Source organism: Bradyrhizobium sp. ARR65 (genome assembly GCF_000472385.1).
Classification (GTDB): domain Bacteria; phylum Pseudomonadota; class Alphaproteobacteria; order Rhizobiales; family Xanthobacteraceae; genus Bradyrhizobium.
Map to the genome: position 1 here is coordinate 35,952 of NZ_AWZU01000041.1, position 26,240 is coordinate 62,191.

The following is a 26,240-nucleotide window of genomic DNA, read 5'->3' on the forward strand; positions in this document are numbered from 1 at the left end:
TGATGAAGATCCGCCTCGCATTATTTCTTGCAGTGATTTTCTCGGTCGCCTGGACCGCCCCATCATCCGCCGCCGGCGACCGCCATGCCCTCGTCATCGGCAATGCAAAATATCCGGATGCGGACGCCCCCTTGAAGGAACCGATCAACGACGCGCGCGACGTCGCCGACGAACTCAAGCGGGACGGCTTCAAGCTCGAGATCGGGGAGAACTTGACGGGCGATGCGATGCGCCGCGCCTTCGACCGGCTCTATGCCGAGATCAAGCCGGGCGACGTGGTGCTATTGTTCTTCAGTGGCTATGGCATCCAGTCCAATCGCCAGAGCTACATGATCCCGGTCGATGCCCAGATCTGGCAGGAATCGGACGTGCGGCGGGACGGCATCAGTCTGGAGACGGTGCTCGGGGAGATCAACAGCCGCGGCGCCGGGGTCAAGATCGCGCTGCTCGATGCCAGCAGGCGCAACCCCTATGAGCGCCGCTTCCGCAGTTTCTCCGCGGGGCTTGCGCCGGTGATCGCGCCGAACGGGACGCTGGTGATGTATTCGGCGGCGCTGTCGTCGGTCGTCTCGGACAGCGGCGGCGATCACAGCCTGTTTGTACAGGAACTGCTGAAGGAAATCCGCGTCCCTGACCTGATGGCGGAAGAGGCGCTCAATCGCACCCGCGTCGGCGTCACCCGCGCGTCACGCCAGGAGCAGATCCCGTGGATCTCCTCCTCGCTTGCGGAGGATTTTTCTTTCGTCCCAGGCGCCGCGGCTGCCGGCAATCCGCACCCGCCGGATGCGGCTGCGATCGCGGCGCTGCCCCCGACCGCCCCTCCGCCTTCGACCCCATCGCCCGCTCCGGCGCCGAGTCCAGCTCCGGCGGTCAACCTGCCGACACCCGCACCCCCGCCAAAGGTCGAGGTTACGCCGTCCACGCCAGCACCGGCCGAGAAACCAGCCAGCAACAATCCCGCTCCGACCGAACTGGCGCTGGCCGACGATCCGACGATCAAGAGCCTGACGGCCAAGATCGACGCCAATCCCGATGACATCAACGCGCTGTACCGGCGCGGGCAGGTCTATGCCAGCAAGGGCGCCTATAAGCTCGCGATCAAGGATTTCGACGACACGATCCGGCTGAATCCGAAAGATGTCGAGGCGCTGAACAACCGCTGCTGGGTTCGCATTGTCGTCGGCGACCTGCAGGGCGCGCTGAAGGATTGCAACGAGGCGCTGCGGCTGCGGCCCAATTTCGTCGATGCGCTGGACAGCCGCGGGCTCCTCAATCTCAAGGCCGGCGCGAACAAGAATGCCATCACCGATTTCGACGCCGCACTGAAGATCAATCCGCGCTTGACCTCCTCGCTCTATGGCCGTGGCCTTGCCAAACAGCGCAACGGGTCGATTCCCGAGGGCAATTTGGATATAGCCAATGCCAAGGCCATGGACCCCAACATCGTCCAGGAATTCGAGGGATACGGGGTCCGGTGAGCGCGATTTGTGCCGACCGGTTCGTTCCTCTCAGGACGGCCGCGGCCCTCAACCCTATCAGCGACACTTCCGATACTGCCCTCGCGACCTCTTTGGAATGATCCGGCGATGAGATTGACCGAGTACGTAAAACCCGCGGGAGGCGTGGTGTTCTTTGCAGCCCTTATTGGGCTTTATTATTGGTTCGAGCATCGGCCGCATCACGAGGAGACCGAAAAGCTCCGTGAGGCGCAGGTCGTGGTGACCAAATCGACCAACGCGTGCTTCTCCGATCTGGTGCGGGTCACGGGGCATTTGGTCCCGCGGCGCGAGGCGGTCGTCGGAGTCGAGCAGGAAGGCTCGAAAGTCACCGACCTGCTGGTCCACGAAGGCGACATGGTCACCGAAAATCAGGAGCTGGCGCGCCTGACGCCGCCACCTGGCGCGCCCGCCGGCCGCAACGGCCCGTTCTCGCTGCGCGCGCCGGCCGCAGGCCTGGTCACCGAGGTCCGGACCGCCGTCGGCGCGCCGGCCTCGCCCCAGGCCGGACCGATGTTCCGGATCTCGGTCAACAACGAGATCGAACTCGATGCCGAGGTGCCGGCCGCCCATCTCTTGAAACTCAATCCGGGCGCCACCGCGCGTATCAGCCGCGACGATGCCCCCGACATGGTCGGACGCGTCAGGCTGATCTCGCCGCAGATCGATCGCACCACACAGCTCGGTCATGTCAGGATATCGCTGACCAACAATCCGATGCTGAAGGTCGGCATGTTCGCCCGCGCCAATATCGACGCCAAGCGGAGCTGCGGGGTCGCGGTTCCGCGCACGGCCATTGACCATCTGACCCTTCAGGTGGTCAAAGGCAACACCATCGAGACACGCAAGGTGCGGGTCGGCCTCGTGTCCGACACCAACATTGAAATCCTCGAGGGCCTCGATGTCGGCGAAACCGTGGTGGCCGATGCCGGCAGTTCCCTGCATGACGGCGACCAGGTGAAGACGGTGTCCGCTGATGAACTCGATCGGCAGGTGCGCTGATGGCACTCAATATCTCGGCATGGTCGATCCGCAATCCGCTTCCCTCGGTGCTCTTCTCGATCATCCTGCTGGCGCTCGGCTGGATCAGCTTCACCAAGCTTGCGGTGACCCGCCTGCCCTCGGCGGACATCCCGGTGATCTCGGTTGCAGTGGCGCAGTTCGGCGCTGCTCCGGCTGAGCTGGAGTCCCAGGTCACCAAGATCATCGAAGACGGCGTCTCCGGCGTCGAGGGCGTACGCCACATTTCCTCGACCATCACCGACGGCCTGTCGGTGACGACGATCCAGTTCCAGCTCGAGACCAACACCGATCGCGCGCTCAACGACGTCAAGGACGCGGTCACGCGCGTCCGCGCCAACCTGCCGCAGAACGTCAACGAGCCCTTGATCCAGCGCGTCGACGTGATTGGACTTCCGATCGTCACCTATGCCGCGATCGCGCCCGGCAAGACCCCGGAACAACTATCCTATTTCGTCGACGACGTCGTCAAACGCGCGCTGCAGGGCGTCCGCGGCGTCGCCCAGGTCGAACGCATCGGCGGTGTCGAGCGCGAGATCCTGGTCTCGCTCGATCCCGACCGGCTGCAGGCGGCCGGCCTTACGGCCGTCAATGTCAGCCAGAGCCTGCGCGGCACCAATGTCGACCTCGCCGGCGGCCGCGCCGAAATCGGCGGGAACGACCAGGCGATCCGCACGCTCGCCGGCGCCAAGACGCTGAACGATCTCGCCGGCACCATGATCCCGCTGTTCGGTGGCGGCGAGATGCGGCTGGACGACCTCGGCACCGTCACCGACACCATCGCGGACCGCCGCACCTTTGCCCGCTTCAACGGCGAGCCGGTGGTGGCGCTCGGCATCAAGCGCGCCAAGGGCGCCAGCGACGTGGTAGTCGCGGCCGCGGTGCAAAAGCGCATCGACGCGCTGAAGGAGGCCTATCCCGACGTTGACCTCAAGCTGATCGATACCTCGGTCGAATTCACCAAGGGCAATTACGAGGCCGCGATCTCGACCCTGTTCGAGGGCGCCATCCTGGCGGTCGTCATCGTCCTTTTGTTCCTGCGCGACATCCGCGCCACCATCATTGCCGCGATCTCGCTGCCGCTGTCGATCTTCCCGGCGTTCTGGGCGATGGACCTGCTCGGCTTCTCGCTCAACCTCGTCAGCTTCCTCGCGATCACGCTCTCAACGGGCATTCTCGTCGACGACGCCATCGTCGAGATCGAGAACATCGTCCGCCATATGCGGATGGGCAAGACGCCCTACCGTGCCGCGCTGGAAGCCGCCGACGAAATCGGCCTCGCGGTGATCGCGATCAGCCTCACAATCATCGCGATCTTCGCGCCTGCGAGCTTCATGTCCGGCATCGCCGGGCAGTTCTTCAAGCAGTTCGGCATCACGGTCTCGGTGCAGGTGTTCTTCTCGCTCCTGGCCGCACGCTTCGTCACGCCGATGCTGGCAGCCTACTTCCTCAAGCAGCACAGCAATGAGGAGCCGCCGCACGGGCGCGTGCTGGAGGCCTATCACCGCGTCGTCTCCTGGTCGGTGAAGCACCATTACATCACGGTGCTGATCGGGCTCGGCGTCTTCGCCGCCTCGGTCTGGAGCATCACGCTGCTGCCGCAAGGCTTCCTGCCGGCGCAGGACACCGCGCGCTCGCTGCTCGCGATCGAGCTGCCGCCGGGCTCTCAGCTCGAGCATACCGAGCAGGTGACAGAAGACATCGTCGCGCGCCTGCGCAAGCGGCCCGAGGTGAGAAGCGTGTTCGTGGATGGCGGACGAACTCCGCAGGGTCCGGAGGAAGTGCGGCGCGCGGCGCTGATCATCAACTACACGCCCAAGAAGGAACGCAAGGTCACCCAGCGCGAACTCGAGCTTTCGATCAGCCAGGAGCTGCAGAACGTTCCCGACATCCGCTTCTGGTTCGTCGACGAGAATGGCCTGCGCGCCGTCTCGCTGGTCGTCACCGGCGTCGACAGCAACATCGTCAACAACGTCGCCAATGAGCTGGCGACCCAGATGAAGCGGATCAGCATCATCTCCAACGTGACCCCGGAAACGGCGCTCGACCGGCCGGAGCTTCGAATCCAACCGCGCGCGGATTTGGCGGCTCGGCTCGGGGTCTCCACCGAGAGCCTGTCGCAGACGGTGCGCGTCGCCACGATCGGCGATGTCGGTCCGGCGCTCGCCAAGTTCGACGCCGGCGGCCGGTTGGTTCCGATCCGGGTGCAGCTCGAGGACTCCGCGCGCAGCGACCTGCGGACGCTGGAGCAGCTTCGGGTCCCGCTCGGCGCGCACGGCGAAAAGGGCGGCGTGCCGCTCTCGGTCGTGGCCGACATCAAGCTCGACCAGGGGCCGACCAGCATCAACCGCTACGACCGCGAGCGGCAGGCCACCGTCGCGGCCGACCTCGTCGGCCCGGCGGCGCTCGGCGATGCGACGAGGAAGATCTACGATCTGCCGGTCATGAAAAGCCTGCCCAAGGGCGTCAGGGTGAGCCCCTCGGGCGATGCCGAAAGCCTGAACGAATTGTCGGAGGGCTTTGCCACCGCCATGACCGCCGGGTTGATGATGGTCTATGCGGTGCTGGTGCTGCTGTTCGGCACGTTCCTGCAACCGATCACCATCCTGTTCTCGCTGCCGCTGTCGATCGGCGGCGCGATCGGCGCACTGCTCCTGACCGGCAAGCAACTCACCACGCCGGTGTGGATCGGCATCTTGATGCTGATGGGCATCGTCACCAAAAACGCCATCATGCTGGTGGAGTTCGCGATCGAGGCGATCCGCGCCGGCAAGCGTCGGGACGAAGCGATGATCGATGCCGGCATGAAGCGCGCGCGCCCGATCGTCATGACCACCATCGCCATGGTCGCCGGGATGACGCCGAGCGCGCTCGCGGTCGGCGCCGGCGGCGAGTTTCGCTCGCCGATGGCGCTCGCCGTCATCGGCGGCCTCATCTTCTCGACTGTCCTGTCGCTGGTCTTCGTGCCGGCAATGTTCATGGTGATGGACGATATCGGCTTGCTGATCCGGCGCGTCGGCAAAAGGCTCGTCGTCTCCCACGCCGATGCGGAGCACGCGGAATCGCACAAGGAAGCGCGCGACGACCGAAACCGGGCGGCGGCCGCGGAGTAGATCACGCACGGGATCATTTGGCGGCGGCGATCCGGGCAGCCGCCGTGAACGCCGGATGCGTGGACCATTCGCCGCGGCCGATCAGCACATACTGCTTCGGCAACGATTCCCCGCCGTCGATCTGGTCGAGATGCCGCCCGAAATAGCTCGGGAACATCGCGTCCGCATCGGCCGAGATCGAGTGCCGCCGGGTTTCGATCGCGACCCGGCTGGTCACGCCGCTGCCGGCAAAAAAATCCAGCACCGTCGATCCCGGATAGGACAGCGCGCATACCAGCCGCTCGATCAGGCGCTTCGGCTTCTGCGTGGGATGGCCGACGCGCTCCCTTGAATTGCCGTTCAGCCGCGGAATCTTCCAGACGTTGGTCGGATTGATGCCCTTGTCGAGATGATCCGGATTGAGCCGCTTGTCGCGTTTGTAGCGCGCCAGCGTCTTCGCATCGAGTTTGGTGCGTACCGCGTCCAGATCGAAATAATACTTCGGCGATTTCGCAAACCAGGCGATCTCCTCATGCCGGTTGGCGAAGAACCGATGCGCACTCATGCCGTTCGGATAATTCCAGATGATGAGATTGGCGAGCAGCATCGTGGAGTGCTGGCGCATCCAGCCGATCAGGCTGATCAGATCGCCGCTGCCTGCCTCGCCCTGATATTGCAGGCCGCCGAACAGGGCAAAATTGCCCGATGGGGCGAGCACGCGCTCGACCTCCGACAGCCATTGCCCGGCCCAATCGACATAATGGGTGCGATCATCCCACGCGGCGACATTGATGTTGTAGGGCGGATCGCAGATGACGAGCTGGATCGACCCCGACGGAATGCCGCGGAGCAGCGTAAGACAATCCTCAACGGCGATGATGTGCGAGGTCGCTTGAGCGCTCGGCGGTATCGCTATTTTTGCGGAAGAATGGGAACGTCCCCTCTTTCGCAGCATGTTCATCCCGATATGCCCGGCGTTGTGATGCGACCTGTTGGGCATGTTCGGGATCGCGCCGCGTTATTCGTTTCGTGCGATCGTTGAGAGCCGCGGCATGTCCTGCACGAGGATGCGGCCGCGCTGCAGATCCAGAATGCCATCCTTGCGCCAGCTCTGTAGCTGACGGTTGACGCTCTCGCGCGCGGCGCCGACGAACACTCCTAGTTGCTCCTGCGACACGTGCACCTCCGTGCCGAAATCGGCGGCGAGCGCAACGAGCCGCCGCGCAAGCCGGACCGATAGCGGCTGCAGCACCGATTCCTCCATGCGCTCGCTGTGCCAACGGATACGCCGGCACAGCAAGGTGATGATCTTGATCGCGACCCTTGGCTCGCGTTCCAGAAAATTGAGAAGGTCATCGCGCCGCAGCACAAACAGCTCGGTCGGCTCAGCAGCGATTGCGTCCGCGGTGCGATTCTGGCCGTCCAGAACCGCGACCTCGCCGAACAACTCGCCCGCCCCCATGAAATTGAGCGTCATCCGGCTGCCGTCGGAGGCGCCAGCCTCGATACGGATCTGGCCGCTCCGAACCCCGAACAAGGCATCACCGGGATCACCCTTCTGGAACAGCACCTCCCCGCTCGCCAAATTCCGGGTGTGGCAAAGATCCGACAGCCGCTGCAGCTCGTCGGAACCCAGGTCCGCGAACATCGGATTCATTTTCAGGATGACCGCAAATTCGGCCTGTTTACTCATTGCAATGCCTTTAAATGTACGAGGCGCTTAACAAATTCCGGCCAGCGCGAAGTGTGCCATAAGTCACATAACTTTGCAGCACCCGGAATATTTTGGGCCCTTTTGAGCGGCCTGCCGTTTCCGGGATAAGTTCAAAACACAGGCTTGGCAGGATGGCTGCCGGCCGTACGTCGTGATGTTTGCTCCTGGGAACGTCGACATGAAAGCATTGAAAATCACAGGCGCCGCGATCGCCGCCATCATCATCGTGATCGCACTGGTGCTGATCGTCGGAATTCCCTCCAGCTTCGTCACCTCGGCAATCCAGGAGCGTGTCGAGCGTGCGACCGGGTACCGCCTGACGATTGCGGGCACGACCAGGCTCAGCCTGTGGCCACGGCTCAACCTCACCATCAACGATGTCACGTTGCAGGACCCGGGGGATCACGACGGTTCCAACCGCGTCACCGTCGGCAGTATCGAGGCTGACATGAGCTTGTCGAGCGTGTGGTCGGGCCACCCGCAAGTGAATGCCCTCGTCATCACCAAGCCGGTTATCTATGTTCCGCTGCTCCGCGAGCGCAGCCGCGAGGTCGTCGCCACCAAGTCCGCGAAGGCGGCCGGGGACGCGGAGGCGGTTGCGATCAATCGCGTCAAGATCGCGGACGGTGCGATCGTCTTTTCCAACCCGCATGACCGGGTGGAGAATCGCATCGACGGCATCGACGCCGATGCCGGCATGGATGCCGAGCACAAGCTCAAGCTGGCCGGCTCGGCGCGTGCAGGCACGTCTCCGCTCAATTTCGACATCACGGCCGAGGTCCCATCGTTGCCGCTGCAGCGGCAGAGCATTCCCGTGGAGCTCAGGATCGATGCGCCCGATCTGTTGCACGCCCCCCTCTCGGCCAAGACCGAGATTCGCGCCAACGGCTCGCTCATCATGTTCAATGGCGTGAGCGGAACGCTTGGCGATGGCGCTTTCAGCGGCTGGGCGTCGGTGGACGCCGCCTCCAAGCCGCTGGTGAAAGTCGATCTCGATTTCCAGCGGCTCAATGTCCCGCTTGCCAAAGGGGCGCCCACCTCGCCCTCGCAGCCCTGGAGCAACGCTCCCATCGATTTCATCGGCCTGAACTATCTCGACGGAGAGGTCCGGATCTCCGCCGCGGACGCCAACATCGGAGAGGCGCATTTCGCTCCGGCCGCAGTTGAGGCCACGCTCGCGGGCGGTGTGCTGAAGGCCGCGATTGCCAATCTTGGCACCTATGGGGGCCAGGCCAACGGCGAGGTCGTTGTCGACGCCACCGGCGGCGCCCCCAGTTTTACGATGCATTGCGACCTCGTCGGCGTCAGCGCGCTACCGCTGCTGACGAGCCTTGCCGATTTCGACAAGATCGACGGGAAGCTGCAGGCCAAGATCGCCGCGCGTTCCAGCGGCTCCAGCCAGCAGGCGATCATGTCCAATCTCTCCGGCACGGTATTCGCCGATTTCCAGGACGGCGCCATTCGCGGCTTGAACGTTGCCCAGATGATCCGAAATCTGACGACGAATCCGCTGTCGGGCTGGCAGCAAGAGAAGGAGCAGTCGACCGACCTCACCCAGCTCTCGGCCTCGTTTCGCATCGACCGCGGCCAGGCCACGACCAGCGATCTCAACCTGGTCGGCCCCTTGGTGCGGGTGACCGGCGGCGGCACCGTGGATTTGGCTACGAAAACGCTTGGCTTGCGCGTCGAGCCGAAGCTCGTGATGACCACTCAGGGCCAGGGACGGACCTCCGATCCCGTCAGTTTCGGTATCCCTGTTGCCATCGAGGGCCCTTGGGCCGAGCCACGCATCTACCCCGACATCGCCGGCATGTTGGACAACCCGGACGCCGCCTACGCCAAGCTGCGCGAGATGGGCGAAGGCCTGTTCGGGCCCAATGGCGGCCTGAGCGGCCTTTTGAACGGGCTGACCGGTGGCGGCAATGGCAACGGCGACGAGCAGAACGGCCTGCTTGGCGGAAACCTTGGGGAGGCGCTGGGCGGCCTGATCCAGCAGGGATTAGGCGACCGCAGCCGCACCGTCCCACCTGGTTCAAGCACCCAGGGCCGAGGCCAACAGCAGGCCGCGCCAACGCCGCCGAACGCCGGGCAAGACGGTTCCCTCCCCCAGATGCAGGAGAGCCAGCCGATGACCGACGTGCTGCGGCAATTGTTCAAGCGGTAGGTTCACATCTCACCGCTCCAGGCTCGTTGCTGAAGCATTTGCGAGGGCGGATGGGGGAACAGGCCCCTACACCACCGCCAGCGGGCCGTGATCGTCGCAATGGCCGTTGTGCGGATGATGCAGGCGACCGTTCACGAGATAGTCGACATGATCGCCGTGAGGAACCGCCTCGTGGCCGCAGCCTGGGCCGTGGGTGTGACCGGCGCAGATGTTGTCCGGCGTGCAGCGCGCGGGGTTCGTTGCATCGACGGGGATCGCGTGCTCATCGACGTGATCGCCGTGCATGTGGTGCAGGTGACCGTCGTGCAGGTAGTCGACATGCCCGGCATGCCGGACCGCCGTGTGCCCACAGCCCGGGCCGTGCTGATGGGAATGATTGGCGTGGTGTGGTTCGGTGCAAGTCGTCATGGTCATCTCTCGCTCGTGGAGACCAACGCCGGAGAGGCTCATACCTCGTGCGATTAATACCTTCAGCGATGTGCAATCTCATATCATAAGTCCCGGCGCGTCGCATCGTTGCGTCAGGTAATGGCTCGTCCCTTCGTTGGCGTCCGTTGCGGTGTTCTGATATGCAAGCCTCCATGAACCTAACCGGAACACCGATGATCAATTTCATCGCGAACACCTTTGCGCGAAAACTGCTGTTCCCTGCCTGCGTAAGCGCCAGCCTCGCAGCCTACCCCGCCTTGGCCGATACCACCGAGGCCACGCCCAAAGGCGCGGCGGTCACGGTGATGAAGGCAGCCAAGTCCTGCTTCAACAACATCGTCGAAGTCTCCGGCGTCGTGATTGCGCGCGATGAGCGGGCAATCCGCCCGGAACGGCCGGGGTTGAAGGTCGCGGAGGTGATGGCGGATGCGGGGGATACGGTGCAGGCGGGGCAGGTGCTGGCGCGGCTCAGCCTGCCGGAGGGTGGCAGCATCAATGTGCAGGCGCCGGTTGGCGGGGTGATTTCCGCCTCCACCGCGACGGTCGGCGCGATCGCATCCGGCCGCGGCGAGGCGCTGTTCAACATCATCGCGCGCAGCGAATATGACCTGGTCGGCATGGTGCCGGTCGAGGACGTCGGCAAGCTCGCGCCCAACCAGAGCGCCGATATCCGCATCGTCGGCGCAGGCGGCGATTTCCAGGGTGTGGTGCGGCGCGTGGCACCAACGGTGGAATCCAACAGCCAGTTGGGTCAGGTCTTCATCGGCATCGTCGGCAGCACCCGCCTTCTGGTGAACTCATCGGGGCGGGCGTCGATCCGCACCGGGCAGAGCTGCGGGCTCGCGGTGCCGCTCACCGCGGTGCTCTACTCCAATGCGGGCACGGTGGTTCAGGTGGTCAGGCGCGAGCGCATCGAGACCAAGCGGGTCGAGGTCGGGCTAATGTCCGGCGGCAATGTCGAAATACGCGAGGGATTGAGCGAAGGCGACGATGTGGTCGTCCGCGCCGGCGCGCTCTTGCGCGAGGGCGATCCGGTGCGGCCGTTCGTGAATGGCGCGGAAGTGAAGCAGTAAGGCGACGGCGCCACATGCCCGTCATTCCGGGGCGGTGCGTCAGCACCGAACCCGGAAATCTTGAGGTTCCCGATGCGCAATCACGCATCCGAGGTTCGCGCGGCGCGCGCCCGGAACGACGGCGAGTGAGCGGGGTCAGCTTCCGGCTTTCTCGCTGCCGCCGAAGCGGACGTCCTCAAGCAGTGAAGAGGAGACGGAGGGCACCTGCTCTCCCTCGGAGGCGCGGGAGATCGCGACGCGGGTCTGGTTGAAGACGGCCTCGGCGCCGGCGGCCTTGGCATCCAGATGATTGAGCAGCTCGGAGACAAGCACGCTGTTGGCGCCGTTGGAATCGTAGGCCACCTTGCCCGGCGTCGCCGAGGACAGGATCAGCGCGTTGTCGGGCGCATTGATCGGTGCCAGGCCGTGGGAGAAGGCGCGGAAGCGCCGCTCATAGGGATTGCGGCGCGAGGCATCGACCACGACCAGCTTGGCGCGGGCGCCCTGCTCCTTCATCACGTCAAGCACGGACTCGATGCTGACCCCCTCGCGGCGCACGTCCTTTTCCTTCCAGATCGTCGCATCGACCGGGATCATGTAGCTCTCACGGCCGGCCTGCACACCATAGCCGCCGAAGAACAGCATCACGACCGAGTCGCGCGTGATCTTGGATTTCAGCCGCGCCACCGCGCGGGTCATGTCATCCTTGGTGGCGTCCTCCACCACATCGACATCAAAACCGTCATGACGCAGCGCAACTGTCAGCGCACGCGCGTCGTTGATCGGCTGGCTCAAGGGCTCGCTGGCATCAGGATAATGACCATTGCCGATGACGAGCGCGAGCCGCGCCGCCTTGCCCGCCACAAGCGGGGCCTGCTCGGCCGGCACCGCCCGCGCCGCATCGAGCGCACGAATGGACAACGCAGCGTGGGCGCCAATCGCCAGCGACACCGTGCCGAACAGCGCGGCGGCAATAGCAATCGATCGGCGGGAGAAACGGAGCTGCGTCAAATTCATCACTGGTGCGTTCCTACTCGCGGCGCGCGCAAACCAAGGGTCGCGCCAAACTGATCTTGCTTATTGGGAGATGGCCGGCGGTGTGTCGTTTAATTGTGCTCTATTTGCGGCATCGCAATAAGTGGTCCCTTAACCTGCCCGACCCAAAGGGGCAACATCAAAGCGTGCTTGACAGATAAGCCATTGAAAACACTTCCTGACCCGATGCATGGCCGATCGCCTTCCCGCAAGATTCCGGTATTGCGGTGTTCCACATTGTGGCCCAACCTTTTCCCCGACTGTGACTGCCGTCACATTGCCTTTCCGCCCGGTTTGGGCCAGTTTTCAAGCACTTGCTGATTTTGCAAGGGGGCGGCGGCGAAAAGATGCGGATGGAACTGCGCGATATCGGCCGCAGCGGCGTTTGTTCAGAACGCCCGTTCCCCGCCGCTTGAACCCGCCCGCCGGAAAATCCGCTCAATGAATTTGCGCTATTTTGCCGCTGCCACCTGTCTGGCGTTGACGGCGACCAAGGACGGGCCCTCGCTCTACGACGTCTGCGATCCGCTGCTGCTGGCGCCGCACAGCGGCGACGCGCATCTGTCGAAATTCTACCGGATGGCGCTGTGCAATCCGGCGCTGCGCGCGCTGCTGCGCCGCGCGGGCTTGGCCGAACTCAAGGAGCACGGACGGCTGGAGGCGCTGCGGACCGCCATCCTGCGCGCCCGCGACGATGCGACCCCCGATTGGGAGGCGGCGGGCCGACCCATCGCGGACCTGCTCGACATCATCGTGCTCGCACATCCCAGTCCCAAGCCGGTCTCGGCAGGCGCGCGCGTACCAAAGCCGACCGAGCTCGATCGCGTGATCCGCGCCTGCGGCGCGCATCTGTTGCGCAGCTTCCGCCGGAACGGCTTTCTGCCGACCTACGCCGCTTTCAACCTGATCGGGGATCCCGATCTGCGCGGCCGCGAATTCCTGACGGCGCTGACCGGGCTCAATTCCCGCGGCTACAAGAACTCGACATTCCTGTTCAATCTCGCCCGCATCTTCATCGCCCGCTCGCAGGTCGGCGCGCTGGTCAACCCGCCCTGGACCGGGATTGCCGAGCCCATGTGGGCACCGGTGCAGGTCCGCCACCGCTCGGCCTATTACGATGCGTTCTTCACCGAGGCGCTGCTCGGCTTCATCGAGACCGGCCTCGCGGCTCCGCACGAGATCGCGAATGCGCGCGGCGCGATTTCGGAGATGGTGGCTTTCTGCCTCTCGACCAGCCGCGAGGACGTGCGCAGCCGGGACGGCGGCCCGTTTTCCGTGGTGACCGCGCTGGCGCCGGCGCCGCATCCGCGCTTCTCGAAATTCTTCGCCCAGATCAAGCAGGATCTGGGCTTCGGCATCTACGTGCCGGATTGCGACACTACCGCCTGCTCGTTCTCTGCCGCGACACAGGCCGGCTCTGCCGACCCGATCCTCGACCAGCCCCTGCTCGACTTTTACGCCGGCTACCAGGTGCGTGCAGGCGGCAACGAGCCGCTGGTGACCGTGCCGATCAACGACAACATCGATTTCGAGGGCGGCATCGTCACCTGGATCGACAATCTCGCCGGCGAACGGCCCTTTGGCAACGATCTCGACCCGACGCTCAACCTCGATGTGCTCGAAGTCTGTTTACGCAATCTTGCGCGCTGGAAGGTGCTGGAAAGCCGCGAGCGGCTCGACACCGTCAGGCGCATCATCGGATTTCAGCGGCGGCTCGTCGAAAGCGGCGCGTTCAGCAATCCGCGCTCGCACATCTATTATTTGCCGGAGCTGTATTGCGCCTATTTCGGCCGCTGCTTTGCGGCGTTCCAGGCGTTGCCGCCAGAGGCGCGCAAGACGATCGATCCCGACGGCGCCTTTGATGTCATCCGCGCTCATGTGCTGGCCTATGTGCTGGACGAGATGCTCACCGCAGAGATCAACCCGTTCGATGCTGCGCTGGCGCTGATCGCGCTCGGCCATCTCGGTGCCGAGGTCGCGAGCTTTGCCCCGGCGCTCGCCTGCATCGTCGCGCAGTTCGGCGAGGGTGGCCGGCACGGTCCGTTCCGGGCCTATGAGTGGAACAAGATGAAGACGCCGACCCGCATCCTGGTCGGCGGGCCCGAGGTGACTTCGGCCTTCGTGCTGATGGGACTTGCGCTGGCGCGGAAGGCGATGGTGAAAAGACCGTAACCTTCGCTTATCCGGGACGAAGCGTGAAGCCATCGCGCGAAGTTGAAGCGCGACCGCGGCGGAAGGCGCTGGCGAGATAGCCCAATCCGCACCACAATCGCCGGCATTTATCGGCTGATTCCTTTACATGGCCCTTTGCATGTCGCCCAAATTACCGCTTGTGCTTCTGTTGATGCTGTGGCCCGGCCTCGCGTTTGCCGCCGATGTTTCCGGCGTGCCGAAGATTCGCGAGGCCGACCAGATCCAGATCGGCAACAGCCGCATTCGCCTGTCTGGCATCGACGCGCCTTCGGTCGATCAGCTCTGCCTCAACACCAAGGGGGAGCGCTGGACCTGCGGCGTGGCCGCGCGCGACGAGCTGATCAAGCACACCGACAACAAGAGCTGGACCTGCCATCTCGGCCAGACCGATCGCCGCGGCCGGGCGCTGGCGCGTTGCGAGGTCGACGGCGAGGACATTCAGAAATGGCTGGTGCACAGCGGCTGGGCGCTGGCGCGCGTGTCCCACGACTATGATGCGGACCAGGCCGCCGCGCGGGAGGCCAAGGCCGGCATGTGGCAGGGCGCCTTCATCGCGCCGTGGGACTGGCGTATCCGCAACAAGAAGACCACTATCCTCGGCGCGGTGAAAGTGCCGGAGACCGCGCATGCGATCCTCCTGGCCTCCGCATCCGGCCCGGTCGCGCCTTCGCCCGACTGCACCATCAAAGGCAACGTCAACTCGTCGGGCGAATGCATCTATCACAAGCCGACCAGCCGCTGGTACGCCCAGATCAAGATGAAGATCAGCAAGGGCACGCGCTGGTTCTGCTCGGTGGATGAAGCGGAGGCCGCCGGCTGCCGCGAGACGCGGCGGTGAAGGGCTGTTCGTTTTGAAGCGGACGCCCATCTCAATCCGTCATCCTGACGAGGCCGCAACGCGGTCGTCTCGAAGGATGAACGGCCCCGCTGCAGCAGCCGGGCCGTCGCCCTTCGGGACGCGCGCCAGGGCGCGCTCTTCAGGGTGACGGTGAGAGAGCGTGAGCGATCAACACCATGATGCGGATCCGCGTGCCGCGCACCACGCGCGGCTGGAGCGCGTGCTGCTGACGCTGCTTGCGATCCTGCTCGGATACACCTCGCTCGCCTATATCGTGCTGCCGGCGTTCTGGACGCATTATGAGCATCAGCGCGGACTTGCGAGCTTGCCGATGGTGACGCGCACCGCGCAGGGCATTCCGGGCGATCCCATCAATATCGGGCTGATCGGAGATGCTCGCGAGGTGCTGTGCGCGATGAATCAAGCCGGCTGGTTTCCCGCCGATCCCATCACGCTGCGCTCCTCCATCGAAATCGTCGGCAGCGTGCTGCTCGACCGCGCCTATAAGGATGCGCCGGTCTCCAACCTGTTCTATCTCGGCCGCCGCGAGGATTACGCGTTCGAGAAGCCAGCCGGCAAAAGCGCCGATCGTCGGCACCACGTGCGCTTCTGGAAGGTGCTGGACAAGGGCCAGGAGGACCGACCGGTCTGGCTGGGCGCCGTGACCTTCGACAAGGGCGTCGGCATCAGCCATTTCACCGGGGCGATTACGCACCACATCGATGCCGATGTCGATGCCGAGCGGGATTTGCTTGCAGCCGATCTCGAAAATGCCGGCATGATCACAGCCAAATATCAGGTGACCGGCGTCGGGCCCACGCTCACCGGGCGCAATGGCGGCGGCGATCTTTATTACACCGACGGGGAAGTGTGGATCTTGCGATTGGTCGAGGCGTGCCAGAAGCAGACAGGTCCCGTCACCGTGATCCCGAGCCCGCCCGCGACCGAACTGAAAGACCAGATCTGGCGAAGCATAACGGGTGCGCTCAAGAGCTAGTGCAAAACGCTTGAAATTCGTCCCAAGAGGCTGCATCCATCGGTTGCCCCAACGCAAGGAAATCCACCCATGACCGTTCGCGCCGGCCGGGAGTTTCTGGCCATTCCCGGGCCCACCACCATGCCTGACGAGGTGCTGCGCGCGATGCACCGGCCCGCGCTCGACATCTACTCCGAACAGATGGTCAATTTGAGCGACAGCCTGTTGCGCGATCTCTCGAAGCTGTTCGCGACCAAGGCCAAATCCTACATCTACATCGCGAACGGCCATGGCGCCTGGGAAGCGGTGCTCTCCAACGTGCTCTCGCGCGGCGATAAGGTGCTGGTGCTGGAGAGCGGACGCTTTGCGGTCGGCTGGGGCAATGCCGCGCGCGCCATGGGCGCCGAGGTCGAGGTGCTGAAGGGCGACTGGCGGCGCGCGGTGCGGCCCGATGAAGTGGAGGCGCGGCTGCGCGCGGACAAGAATCATGCGATCAAGGCGATCCTCGTCGCCCAGGTCGACACCGCCTCCGGCGTGGTCAACGATGTCGAGGCGATCGGCAAGGCCATCAAGACGGCCGGACATCCCGCGCTCTACATGGTCGACACCGTGGCTTCGCTCGGCTGCATGCCGTTCGAGATGGACAAATGGGGCATCGATGTCGCGATGTCCGGCTCGCAGAAGGGCCTGATGACCCCGCCCGGGCTGGGCTTCGTCGCCGCCAATGAGCGCGCGCAAGGAGTGCACAAGACGGCCGATTTGCGCACTCCCTATTGGGACTGGACCGAGCGCGAGGGCGTCGAGCACTACCGCCGCTATGCCGGCACCGCGCCGGTGCATCTGTTGTTCGCGCTGCGACAGGCCATCGACATGCTGTTCGAGGAAGGGCTCGACAACGTGTTCCGCCGGCATCAGCTTCTCGCCGAAGCGGTGCGGCGCGCGGTCGCTGTGTGGTCCGAGGGCCAGGTGCTCGGCTTCAACATCACGGAAAGCTCCGAGCGCTCCAACACCGTGACCACCGTGCTGGTGGGCAACGGCCACGAGCCCACCAAACTGCACCGCTACTGCAAGGAGAAATGCGGCGTGGTGCTGGGCGTCGGCATCGGCGACCTGCAGGGCCAGGCGTTCCGCATCGCCCATATGGGCCACATCAACGCGCCGATGATCCTGGGGACGCTCGGCGTGATCGAGGTCGGCCTCAACGCGCTGCGGATTCCACATGGCAAGGGCGGCATGGAGGCGGCGATCGCCTATATCGGCGAAAGTGTTGGCGCCTAGGCTCTGTTCGCCGCGCGGCTTTTAGTGCTTACTCCCGGGTAAAGCGCGCCTGAGGCTCGCAACAATACGCCGGGGGAGATGCGTGGCGCCGGTTGAACTGCGCGGCCTGACAAAACGCTTTGGTCCGCTCACCGTGGTCGATGACGTCTCGTTGCGGATCGAGCACGGCAGGCTCGTGTGCCTGCTCGGCCCCTCCGGCTGCGGCAAGACCACGACGCTGCGGCTGATCGCCGGCTTTCTCGAACCGTCCGCCGGAGAAATCTGCGTCGGCGACCGTATTCTATCGTCGACAATGCGAACCGTGCCGCCGGAAAACCGGGGGATGTCGATGATCTTCCAGAGCTACGCGCTCTGGCCGCACATGACGGTCGCGGACAACATCACCTACGGTTTGCGGGTCCGCAAGCTCGACCGCGAGACCATCGCAAAAAAGCTCGCGGCGATCCTCGCCACCACCAGGCTGGAGCCGCTGGCGCAGCGCTACCCCGGCGAACTCTCGGGCGGACAGCAGCAGCGCGTCGCGCTGGCGCGGGCGCTGATCGTCGAACCCGAGACGCTGCTGCTCGACGAGCCGCTGTCCAATCTCGACGCCAATCTGCGCGAGGAGATGCGCTTCGAGATCCGCAGACTGCATGACGAATACCGCTACACGACAGTCTACGTCACTCATGACCAGTCGGAGGCGATGACCACCGCCGACCTGATTGCGGTGATGAACGCAGGCCGCATCGACCAACTCGGCACGCCCGAGGACATCTACGACCGCCCGCAATCGGAATTCGTGGCGCGCTTCATCGGCGCGGCCAATGTGATCAAGGCGGTGGCGCGCGATGAAAACCACGTCGCTTTTGCGGACACGACGCTACAAGTGGTCGGCGCCAAGCTCGTTGCCGGTCAACCCGCCGCGGTGGCGATCCGCCAGCACGACATTGCGCTGGCCACACAAGCGTCGCCCGGTACGCCGAACACGCTGCCCGCGCGCGTGATCCGGCAGGTGTTTCTTGGCGCAAGCCGCGACTATCTGGTCGAGGCGGCCGACGGCACGTCCTTGCGCGTGGTCACGAGCCCCGGCAATGTGGTGGCCGACGGCAGCAAGGTGTGGCTGACACTCCCGCCGCGACGTTGCCGGGCGCTGGAGCGGTGAGATGCGCGTGATGCGAACTGTTGCGTCCCCACTCACCGCCGTCATTCCGGGGCGCCTCGAAGAGGCGAACCCGGAATCTCGAGGTTCCGGGCTCGCTCCTTCGGAGCGCCCCGGAACGACGGAGGATGCGGCATGACCATCGCCGCGGACATCTCACGCACCAAGCCCCGCATCGACTTCACAAAGCCAGTGCTATGGCTGTTCGCAGCCTGTCTGATCGTGCTGATCGCGCTGCCCTTATCGTGGCTTGCGATCTACAGCTTGACCGACAAGGCACGGCATTTCACGTTGCAGAATTTTGCCACCCTGTTTTCCGATCCCGATTTTCTCGATCCGCTGTTCACCACCGCTGTTATCGCCGTCAGCTCCGCCGCAATCTGCTGTGCGATTGCCGCGCCGATCGGCTGGTTGGTGTCGCGCACCGACATGCCGGGCCGGCAGATGATTCGCGCGCTGGTGACCGCATCCTTCGTGACGCCGCCCTTTCTCGGCGCGATCGCCTGGGAGCTGCTGGCCGCACCCAACAGCGGGCTGCTCAACCAATTCTATCGTTTCATCACCGGCACCGAGCCCGACGATCACCTGTTCAACATCTATTCGCTGGAAGGCCTCATCTTCGTCATCTCCTGCTACACTTTCCCTTTCGTGTTCGTGCCGATCGCGAACGCGCTGGACACCATGCCGGGGGAATTGGAAGACGCGTCCGCCATTCTCGGTGCCAAGGCCTGGACCACGGCGCGCCGCATCACAATTCCGCTCGCGCTGCCGGCGCTGGTGGCCGGCAGCCTGATCGCGTTCTTGCAGGCGATGACCTTGTTCGGCTCGCCCGCGATTCTCGCGCTGCCCGCGGGCTTTCACACCATGACCACGAAAATCTGGAGCCTGTTTCAGTACCCGCCGAAGCCAGAGCTCGCCGCGGCGGGCGCGGTGCCGCTGCTGCTCCTGACCATACTGCTCCTGCAGGCGCAAAAATTCATGCTGGGGCGGCGCAGCTATTCGGTAGTCGGCGGCAAATATGGCTCGCCGCGGCGGATCGAACTGAAAGGCTGGCGCTGGGCCGCGCTCACATTCTGCCTGCTGGTGCTGCTCAACCCGGTGTTCCTGCCCTATTTCGCGCTGCTCAACGCGGCCGTCTCGCCCAACGCCACGACGCTGGTAACGCCATCGACGCTGACGCTGCACAATATCGTCTTCGTGTTCACCGAACTGTCCTCGACCGCGCTGGTCCTGAAGAACACGGTTATCCTGGGCACGGCCACCGCCACCATCGGCACGATCGTGGCGCTGGTTCTCGCCTATGTCGCCACGCGCCAGGCGATCGTCGGCGCGGGCCTGCTCGGCTTTCTCGCCACCGCGCCGGTCGCGGTGCCCGGGATCGTGCTCGGCGTCGGCCTGTTCTTGAGCTACACGCGGCCGCCCTTCGTGCTTTACGGCACACTCTGGATCCTTCTGCTCGCCTATCTGATCATCAATCTCCCCTCGGCCTATCAGCAATTGCAGGCGGCATTCACCGCGATCCATCCCGAACTCGAGGACGCCAGCCGCATTCTCGGCGCGACGCGGCTGCAATCGCTGATCGGGATCACCGCGCCGCTGTTGCGCAGCGCCGTGATCGCGACCTGGTGCTTCATCTTCATCGGCGTGATGCGCGAGCTCTCCGCGGCGATTGTGCTGTTTACCTCGGAAACCAAGGTGCTGAGCGTTCTGATCTACGATCTCAACGAGGGCGGCGAGCTCGCCGCCATTTCCGTGCTCGGCATCGTCATGCTGCTGATCACCTTCGCCGTGGTGCTGGCGGTGAACCGCATCCCGATATTCGGCGCCGGTGCCAGCGCACGGCTGCGCAATAACTAGAGCAGGCGCAATATCGAAACCCGTCCAAAGTTAATCCCGTCACCCCCTGAGGTGCTCGCGCCAGCGAGCCTCAAAGGGCGACGGCCCGGGTCTCGCAGCGGGGCCGTTCATCCTTCGAGGCCGCCGCGGAGCCTGTCATCGGGCCGCGCTTTGCGCGGACCCGTTGGCATCGGCGCCTCAGAATGATGGTTCGAGCAGGCTCGTCAGGATGTCGGTTCAAGATGGATACGCCCGGCATATGGCAATCCGTCGTTCCGCGCCCATATGTCCCGGACCCGATCGAAGCCCCGCGTCAACGAGGACCTAAGTGACTGAAATCCTGGACAAACAGGCTGCCGCCGTGAAGCCGCCGGAGGCTCCCCGCCGGCCGCATTCCTTCACCCGCCACGGCATCACCATCACCGACGACTATGCCTGGTTGAAGGATCCCAGTTGGCAGGAGGTCCTGCACGATCCGGCGGTCCTGGATCCGGATATCCGCGCCTATCTCGAAGCCGAGAACAACTATACCGAGAGCCTGCTCGGCCATACCGCGACGCTGCAGAAGAAGCTGGTTGCGGAAATGCGCGGCCGCATCAAGGAGGACGATTCCAGCGTGCCTTCGCCGGACGGGCCTTACGCCTATTTCCGCAAATTCCGCGAGGGCGGGCAGCACGAGATGTTCGGCCGCATGCCGCGCGATGGCGGCGACGAGCACATCGTGCTCGACGGTGACGCGCTCGCGAAGGACCAAGACTATTTCAAATTCGGCGACAGCCGCCATTCCTGGGATCACCGCTTGCAGGCTTGGAGTGCCGATACCAAGGGCTCGGAATATTTCGCGATCCGCATCCGTGATTGGCAAACCGGTGAGGACTTCGACGATCTCGTCGAGGACACCGACGGCGGCATGGTGTGGAGCGCGGATTGCAAGAGCTTCTTCTATGTCAAGCTCGACGAGAACCACCGGCCGATGCAGGTCTGGCGGCATCGGCTTGGCACCGCGCAGGCGGACGACATCCTCGTCTATGAGGAACAGGATCCCGGCTGGTTCACCCATCTGCACGAATCGAGCTCCGGCCGCTTTTGCGTGATCGCCGGCGGCGACCACGAGACCTCCGAGCAGCGCCTGATCGATCTGAAGAACCCCGATGCGCCGCCGCGCCTGGTCGCCGCGCGCGAGAAGGGCGTGCAATATTCGATCGCCGATCGCGGCGAGGAATTGTTCATCCTCACCAATGCGGATAACGCGATCGACTTCAAGATCGTCACCGCCCCGCTCACCGCGGCTGAGCGCGCCAACTGGCGCGACCTGATCGGCCATCGCCCCGGCGTCTATATCCTCGGCCACGATCTCTATTCGGGCCACCTGGTGCGGCTGGAGCGCGCCCATGCGTTGCCGTCCATCATCATCCGCGATCTCGCAACCGGCGATGAGCACGCCATCGCCTTCGATGAGGCGGCCTATTCGCTCGACACCATGGGCTCCTACGAATTCGACACCACGAATTTGCGCTTCGCCTATTCGTCGATGACAACGCCGTCGGAAGTCTATGACTACGACATGGCGAAGCGGACGCGCGTTTTGCGCAAGCGCCAGGAAATCCCGTCCGGCCACAATCCCGCCGACTATGTCACGACGCGCATCATGGCGATCTCGCATGATGGCGTGGAGGTGCCGATCTCGCTGCTGCATCACCGCGACTTCAAACGCGACGGCAACGCGCCGCTGTTGCTCTATGGCTACGGCTCCTACGGCCACGCCATGCCGGCTTCGTTCAACGCCAACCGCCTGTCGCTGGTCGATCGCGGCTTCGTCTACGCCATTGCGCATATCCGCGGCGGTACCGACAAGGGCTGGGGCTGGTATCTCGACGGCAAGCGCGAGAAGAAGACCAACAGCTTCGACGATTTCGCTGCCTGCGCCCGCGCGCTTATCGAGGCCAACTACACGAGCGAGAAGCGCATCGTCGGTCATGGCGGCAGCGCCGGCGGCATGTTGATGGGGGCCGTTGCCAACCGGGCCGGCGAGCTATTTGCCGGCATCGTCGCGGAGGTGCCGTTCGTCGACGTGCTCAACACTATGCTGGATGACACGCTGCCGCTGACGCCGCCGGAATGGCCGGAATGGGGCAACCCGATCGAAAGCGAAAAGGACTTTCGCACCATCCTGTCCTATTCGCCCTATGACAATGTCGCGGCGAAGGCCTATCCGGCGATCCTCGCCATGGCGGGCCTGACCGACCCGCGTGTCACCTATTGGGAGCCGGCGAAATGGATCGCGCGGCTGCGCGCCACGATGACCGGGGGTGGCCCGGTGATGCTGCGCACCAACATGGGCGCCGGCCATGGCGGCGCCTCGGGGCGCTTCAACCGGCTCGATGAAATCGCCATCGTCTATGCCTTTGCGCTGTGGGCGGTCGGCCTTGCCGAGGTGGATGCGATCGGCGCCTGACACCGCGGCGGGTCGAAAAGCATCACGGATCAAGCTGCAAGGGCGAACGACTGCCCTGGACCCGTCACAATTGCGAGGAGCCAACGGGTCGCGCAAACGCGCGCCCGATGACAGGCTCCGCGACGAAGCAATCCAGACTGCATCCGTGGAGAATGTCTGGCTTGCTTCGCTTACGCTCGCAACGACGCCGGAGGTTGGCCCGCGTTCTCTCAATTCGCACAGCCCCGGCAAACGCGCAAAAAGGCCGCGCACGATTCCAGCACTTTTCGCGATGGTGTGACCGTACCGTAACAGACTTTTCCGACCGGAGCGGCTAGGTCCTGGCTTGCACGAAAACTGCCATTCCTACAGTCGTTCTTAAAGAGTTGCCGTGGACTTTCCTATTGTCGGACGCGCCCTCGTCGGGCGTCAAAACTACTGGCTGAAGTGGTTCGTTGCTTCCCTGTCATTGCTGATCATCACGTCACTTGGTCTTGCTGACCAGGCGCAAGCAGCTGCCATCGCCAGCACCACCACCGTCTCGTCTTCGCAAGACCCAAGCATCGTCAACCAGGCCGTGATTTTCACCATCGTTGTTAACGGGGCAGCGGGCACTGCAACTGGAACGGTCTCTGTCGACTTCGGAGATGGGGCAAGTGCCGGCGCCGCGCTTAGCGGAGGGACCGCCTCGGTTACGCACACCTACACGAGCGTCCAGACCTTCACCGTCACCGCCACCTACGCGGGAGACGTAACCTATGCCCCAAGCAACGGAAGCGTCGGACAGCAAGTCGCTCAAGCATCGAGCTCGACGACCGTATCCGCCGCGCCCGATCCATCCTCGGTCGGCCAGATCGTAACCTTCACCGCGAGCGTGACGGAGACCGGTGGGCTCCCGGCCTCGTCCGGCACCGTGACCTTCAACTTCGGCGACGGTGCGACTTCCACGGCCTCGCTATCAGGCGGAGTTGCACAAGCCACGCATGCCTACACATCGACTGGCAACTTTACCGTCACCGCGAATTATAGCGGCACCCCGGACGTGGCGGCGAGTTCGGGTACGGTAAGCGAAGCCGTCAATGCCGCGGCGTCGACGACGACGCTCACATCCTCATCGGCTTCCAGCGTGGCGGGCCAATCCGTCACTTTCACCGCTACCGTCTCAGGCGTAGGCGGCATCACGCCTACGGGCTCCGTCACCTTTGACTTCGGAGACGGCACGGCCGTAACCGTTGCCCTTGCCGGCGGCGTCGCCAGCACGCCACACACATACGCAGCGGCTGGAAATTTTACGGTCACTGCATCCTATGGCGGCGGCACGAGCTATTTGGCACGCTCAACGACGATATCGCAAAATGTGGCCAATCCATCATCGTCGTCGACGGCCCTGACGTCCACGCCCGATCCAAGCAGCGTCGGACAGTCCGTGACATTCACCGCGACAGTCACGGGCTCGGGAGGCACCCCAAGTGGGACTGTCAGCTTCAGCTTCGGAGACGGTGTGACCGCAACAAGCAGCCTCGTCGCCGGCGTTGCGGCTATCACCCACGCCTATGCGGCGCCGGGCGGCTTCACCGTCACGGTCACCTATTCCGGCGACGTCAATTTCACCACGAGCTCGGCAACCCGTCAGCAGACCGTCAGCGTCAACGCGACGACCATATCGCTGTCCTCCTCGCCCAACCCGAGCCAGGCGGGACAGGCGGTGATCTTCACCGCAAACGTGACGAGCCCCGGCGGTGCGCCGACAGGCAACGTGACCTTCAAGGATGGCGGCACGGCGTTGGGAACGGTCGCGCTGTCCGGTGGCGCCGCGACCTTCACCACCACCTCACTCGCAACCGGCAACCACACGATCACGGCAAGCTATCTCGGCGCATCCGGCTTCGCCGCGAGCACGTCCGCCGCGCTGATCCAGGTCGTGAATACGCCTTCCGACAGTCTCAAGCTGCGGACACTGCAGGTGCTGGCCGCGCCCGTGGCGGCGCAAAATTCGGGACAGGCGATCTCGGGTGCCGTCGACAGCGCCATCGCTGAAGGGTTCAGCACGACCGGCGGCACTTTGATCAACCCGAGCGCGACTGGCATCCGGTTCAACTTCGCGGCCGATCCCGACGCTAGCCCGTCACAAATCGCCAGCAGCTCGGCCGATTCGGTGCGCAACGGAAGCGCCCCGCTCGGCGAGGGCGGCCAAAACTCCGCCGCGCAGGCCTACGCCGGCAACCACACAGGTCGCGTCGATAGCGCGTTCGACGCACTGGCAAGCGCCATGCCCACCAAGGCACCGCCGCGTTACGTCGCGCCGCGGGATTGGCTGGTCTGGGCCGAGATCCATGGCGCCACGCTCGATCGCTGGGGCACCGGCAGCGGCGTCGGCACGGTGTCGGGCGTGCCGTTGCTCTATGGCAACCAGATCAACGTGCTGGCCGGCGTGACGCGAAGGATGTTGCCGAACCTGCTGGTCGGCGCGCTCGGCGGTTACGAGACGTTCGACTATCGCTCCGATGCGCTGCAGGGCCGCTTGAAGGGCGACGGCTGGACCATTGGCCCCTACCTCGGATGGATGATCGCGCAAGACATCCGCTTCGATGCGGCGTTCACCTATTCCGGCATCGGCTATGATGGCCTTGCGGGCACGGCATCCGGATCATTCCCAGGCCATCGCTGGTTGCTGTCTGCCGGACTGACCGGCACGTATAGGACGAGCGGCTTTCTGATCGAGCCGTCCGCGCGCGTCTACGCGCTGTGGGAGCGCGAGGATGCCTACAGCGACAGTCTCGGAACGTTGCAGGCCCCGCGCGATTTCTCAACCGGCCGCGCCAGCGCCGGCATGAAGGTCACCTATCCGATCGCGTGGTCTGCGACCGCCGAATGGGCGCCTTATGTCGGCCTCTACGGCGATTACTATTTCAACACCGACAACGCCGGCGCAGCGGTTGCGCCGGCCGTGCCGACGCAATTTGTTATGGACGGCTGGTCAGCCCGCGCCACCGCCGGCGTGGCGACGCGATTTGCCAATGGCGCCCAGGTCGCCATCGGCAGCGAACGCGGCGGCATCGGCGGCAATTTTGCGGTTTGGACCTATCGTGTTCGGGCGTCGGTGCCGTTTGACGCGCAGTAGGGGGCGCAGTTGAGCGGACGTTGCTCGTTTCTGAGTGCTTGAGATCGGGAATTGGTACTCCTCAGCATTCAAAGCGGTACAAGACTTTGCTTTCCATAGTCCGGAAACCACTATTTCGATTTGGTTCGGACGCTCCGCGACTTCAATGGTCAGTTCGACCGGATCGCCGAAACTGGCGTGTTCATGGGCGGAGCATCAACCTTCCTCGCCGGCTGCATGGGCCGCCTAATCATTATCTGCGCTATTTTCATCTTCACGCGAACGGCTTGCTGCGCTTCGACATCTTCATCGAGCGTCACGCGGCGCCTTGACAAACTTCACCCTCCGAGCGCTTCGCGACGCACAATCCGCATGGAACCGCGGACGGCCGCAATTGATGACCTCCTCGCGGCCAGTCGTGCCTGAAGCGGCCACGGAGTGT

Annotated in this window: 17 protein-coding genes; 13 read left to right on the plus strand and 4 right to left on the minus strand. The window is 64.3% G+C overall.

Annotation, left to right across the window (positions count from 1 at the left end; genetic code table 11):
• Positions 1-2: 2 nt before the first annotated feature.
• From F758_RS0132280 to F758_RS0132290, 3 genes are all read left to right on the plus strand, one after another.
• Positions 3-1,478: a caspase family protein gene (locus F758_RS0132280; RefSeq protein WP_024511754.1), complete on the plus strand. Its 1,476-nt coding sequence runs from the start codon at positions 3-5 to the stop codon at positions 1,476-1,478.
• Between the two features lie 108 nt (positions 1,479-1,586).
• Positions 1,587-2,498 (plus strand): efflux RND transporter periplasmic adaptor subunit, encoded by a 912-nt coding sequence (locus F758_RS0132285; protein ID WP_024511755.1) that lies wholly within the window; start codon positions 1,587-1,589, stop codon positions 2,496-2,498.
• Complete coding sequence (locus tag F758_RS0132290) at positions 2,498-5,629, plus strand: efflux RND transporter permease subunit (RefSeq protein WP_024511756.1); 3,132 nt, start codon at positions 2,498-2,500, stop codon at positions 5,627-5,629. The genes F758_RS0132285 and F758_RS0132290 overlap by 1 nt, the downstream gene beginning before the upstream one ends.
• A gap of 13 nt (positions 5,630-5,642) precedes the next feature.
• Here the strand turns inward: F758_RS0132290 and F758_RS0132295 are convergent, their stop codons facing one another.
• Entirely contained in the window at positions 5,643-6,608 is a 966-nt protein-coding gene (locus tag F758_RS0132295) for a DNA-methyltransferase (protein WP_024511757.1), read from the minus strand.
• Between the two features lie 18 nt (positions 6,609-6,626).
• A complete protein-coding gene (locus F758_RS0132300) occupies positions 6,627-7,301 on the minus strand; it encodes a Crp/Fnr family transcriptional regulator (RefSeq protein WP_024511758.1) in 675 nt (224 codons plus the stop codon).
• A 199-nt stretch (positions 7,302-7,500) separates the two neighbouring features.
• On the opposite strand from F758_RS0132300, the gene F758_RS0132305 reads away from it, so the two are divergent.
• The gene (locus F758_RS0132305; protein ID WP_024511759.1) at positions 7,501-9,486 is read left to right on the plus strand and encodes an AsmA family protein; all 1,986 of its coding nucleotides are present in this window, start codon (positions 7,501-7,503) and stop codon (positions 9,484-9,486) included.
• Positions 9,487-9,552: 66 nt separating this feature from the next.
• On the opposite strand, the gene F758_RS48330 is transcribed toward F758_RS0132305, so the two are convergent.
• Complete coding sequence (locus F758_RS48330; RefSeq protein ID WP_245286652.1) at positions 9,553-9,900, minus strand: hypothetical protein; 348 nt, start codon at positions 9,898-9,900, stop codon at positions 9,553-9,555.
• Between the two features lie 188 nt (positions 9,901-10,088).
• Here F758_RS48330 and F758_RS0132315 point away from each other — a divergent pair, with 188 nt between their 5' ends.
• Complete coding sequence (locus tag F758_RS0132315) at positions 10,089-10,988, plus strand: efflux RND transporter periplasmic adaptor subunit (RefSeq protein WP_024511761.1); 900 nt, start codon at positions 10,089-10,091, stop codon at positions 10,986-10,988.
• Positions 10,989-11,123: 135 nt separating this feature from the next.
• Here F758_RS0132315 and F758_RS0132320 read toward each other — a convergent pair whose 3' ends face one another.
• Positions 11,124-11,984: a caspase family protein gene (locus tag F758_RS0132320; RefSeq protein ID WP_024511762.1), complete on the minus strand. Its 861-nt coding sequence runs from the start codon at positions 11,982-11,984 to the stop codon at positions 11,124-11,126.
• 459 nt (positions 11,985-12,443) lie between these two features.
• Here F758_RS0132320 and F758_RS0132325 point away from each other — a divergent pair, with 459 nt between their 5' ends.
• From F758_RS0132325 to F758_RS0132365, 8 genes are all read left to right on the plus strand, one after another.
• The gene (locus tag F758_RS0132325; RefSeq protein WP_024511763.1) at positions 12,444-14,174 is read left to right on the plus strand and encodes a hypothetical protein; all 1,731 of its coding nucleotides are present in this window, start codon (positions 12,444-12,446) and stop codon (positions 14,172-14,174) included.
• A gap of 139 nt (positions 14,175-14,313) precedes the next feature.
• On the plus strand, positions 14,314-15,033 hold the full coding sequence (locus F758_RS0132330; protein ID WP_024511764.1) for a thermonuclease family protein: 720 nt from the start codon (positions 14,314-14,316) through the stop codon (positions 15,031-15,033).
• Positions 15,034-15,244: 211 nt separating this feature from the next.
• Complete coding sequence (locus F758_RS0132335) at positions 15,245-16,030, plus strand: LssY C-terminal domain-containing protein (protein ID WP_024511765.1); 786 nt, start codon at positions 15,245-15,247, stop codon at positions 16,028-16,030.
• Between the two features lie 69 nt (positions 16,031-16,099).
• On the plus strand, positions 16,100-17,287 hold the full coding sequence (locus tag F758_RS0132340; RefSeq protein ID WP_024511766.1) for a pyridoxal-phosphate-dependent aminotransferase family protein: 1,188 nt from the start codon (positions 16,100-16,102) through the stop codon (positions 17,285-17,287).
• A gap of 82 nt (positions 17,288-17,369) precedes the next feature.
• On the plus strand, positions 17,370-18,431 hold the full coding sequence (locus F758_RS0132345; RefSeq protein ID WP_024511767.1) for an ABC transporter ATP-binding protein: 1,062 nt from the start codon (positions 17,370-17,372) through the stop codon (positions 18,429-18,431).
• 132 nt (positions 18,432-18,563) lie between these two features.
• Entirely contained in the window at positions 18,564-20,285 is a 1,722-nt protein-coding gene (locus F758_RS0132350) for an ABC transporter permease (protein WP_024511768.1), read from the plus strand.
• Between the two features lie 307 nt (positions 20,286-20,592).
• Positions 20,593-22,719, plus strand: coding sequence for a S9 family peptidase (locus tag F758_RS0132355; RefSeq protein ID WP_024511769.1), 2,127 nt, complete (start codon positions 20,593-20,595; stop codon positions 22,717-22,719).
• Positions 22,720-23,089: 370 nt separating this feature from the next.
• Positions 23,090-25,819, plus strand: coding sequence for an autotransporter outer membrane beta-barrel domain-containing protein (locus F758_RS0132365; RefSeq protein WP_024511771.1), 2,730 nt, complete (start codon positions 23,090-23,092; stop codon positions 25,817-25,819).
• The last annotated feature ends 421 nt before the right edge of the window (positions 25,820-26,240 follow it).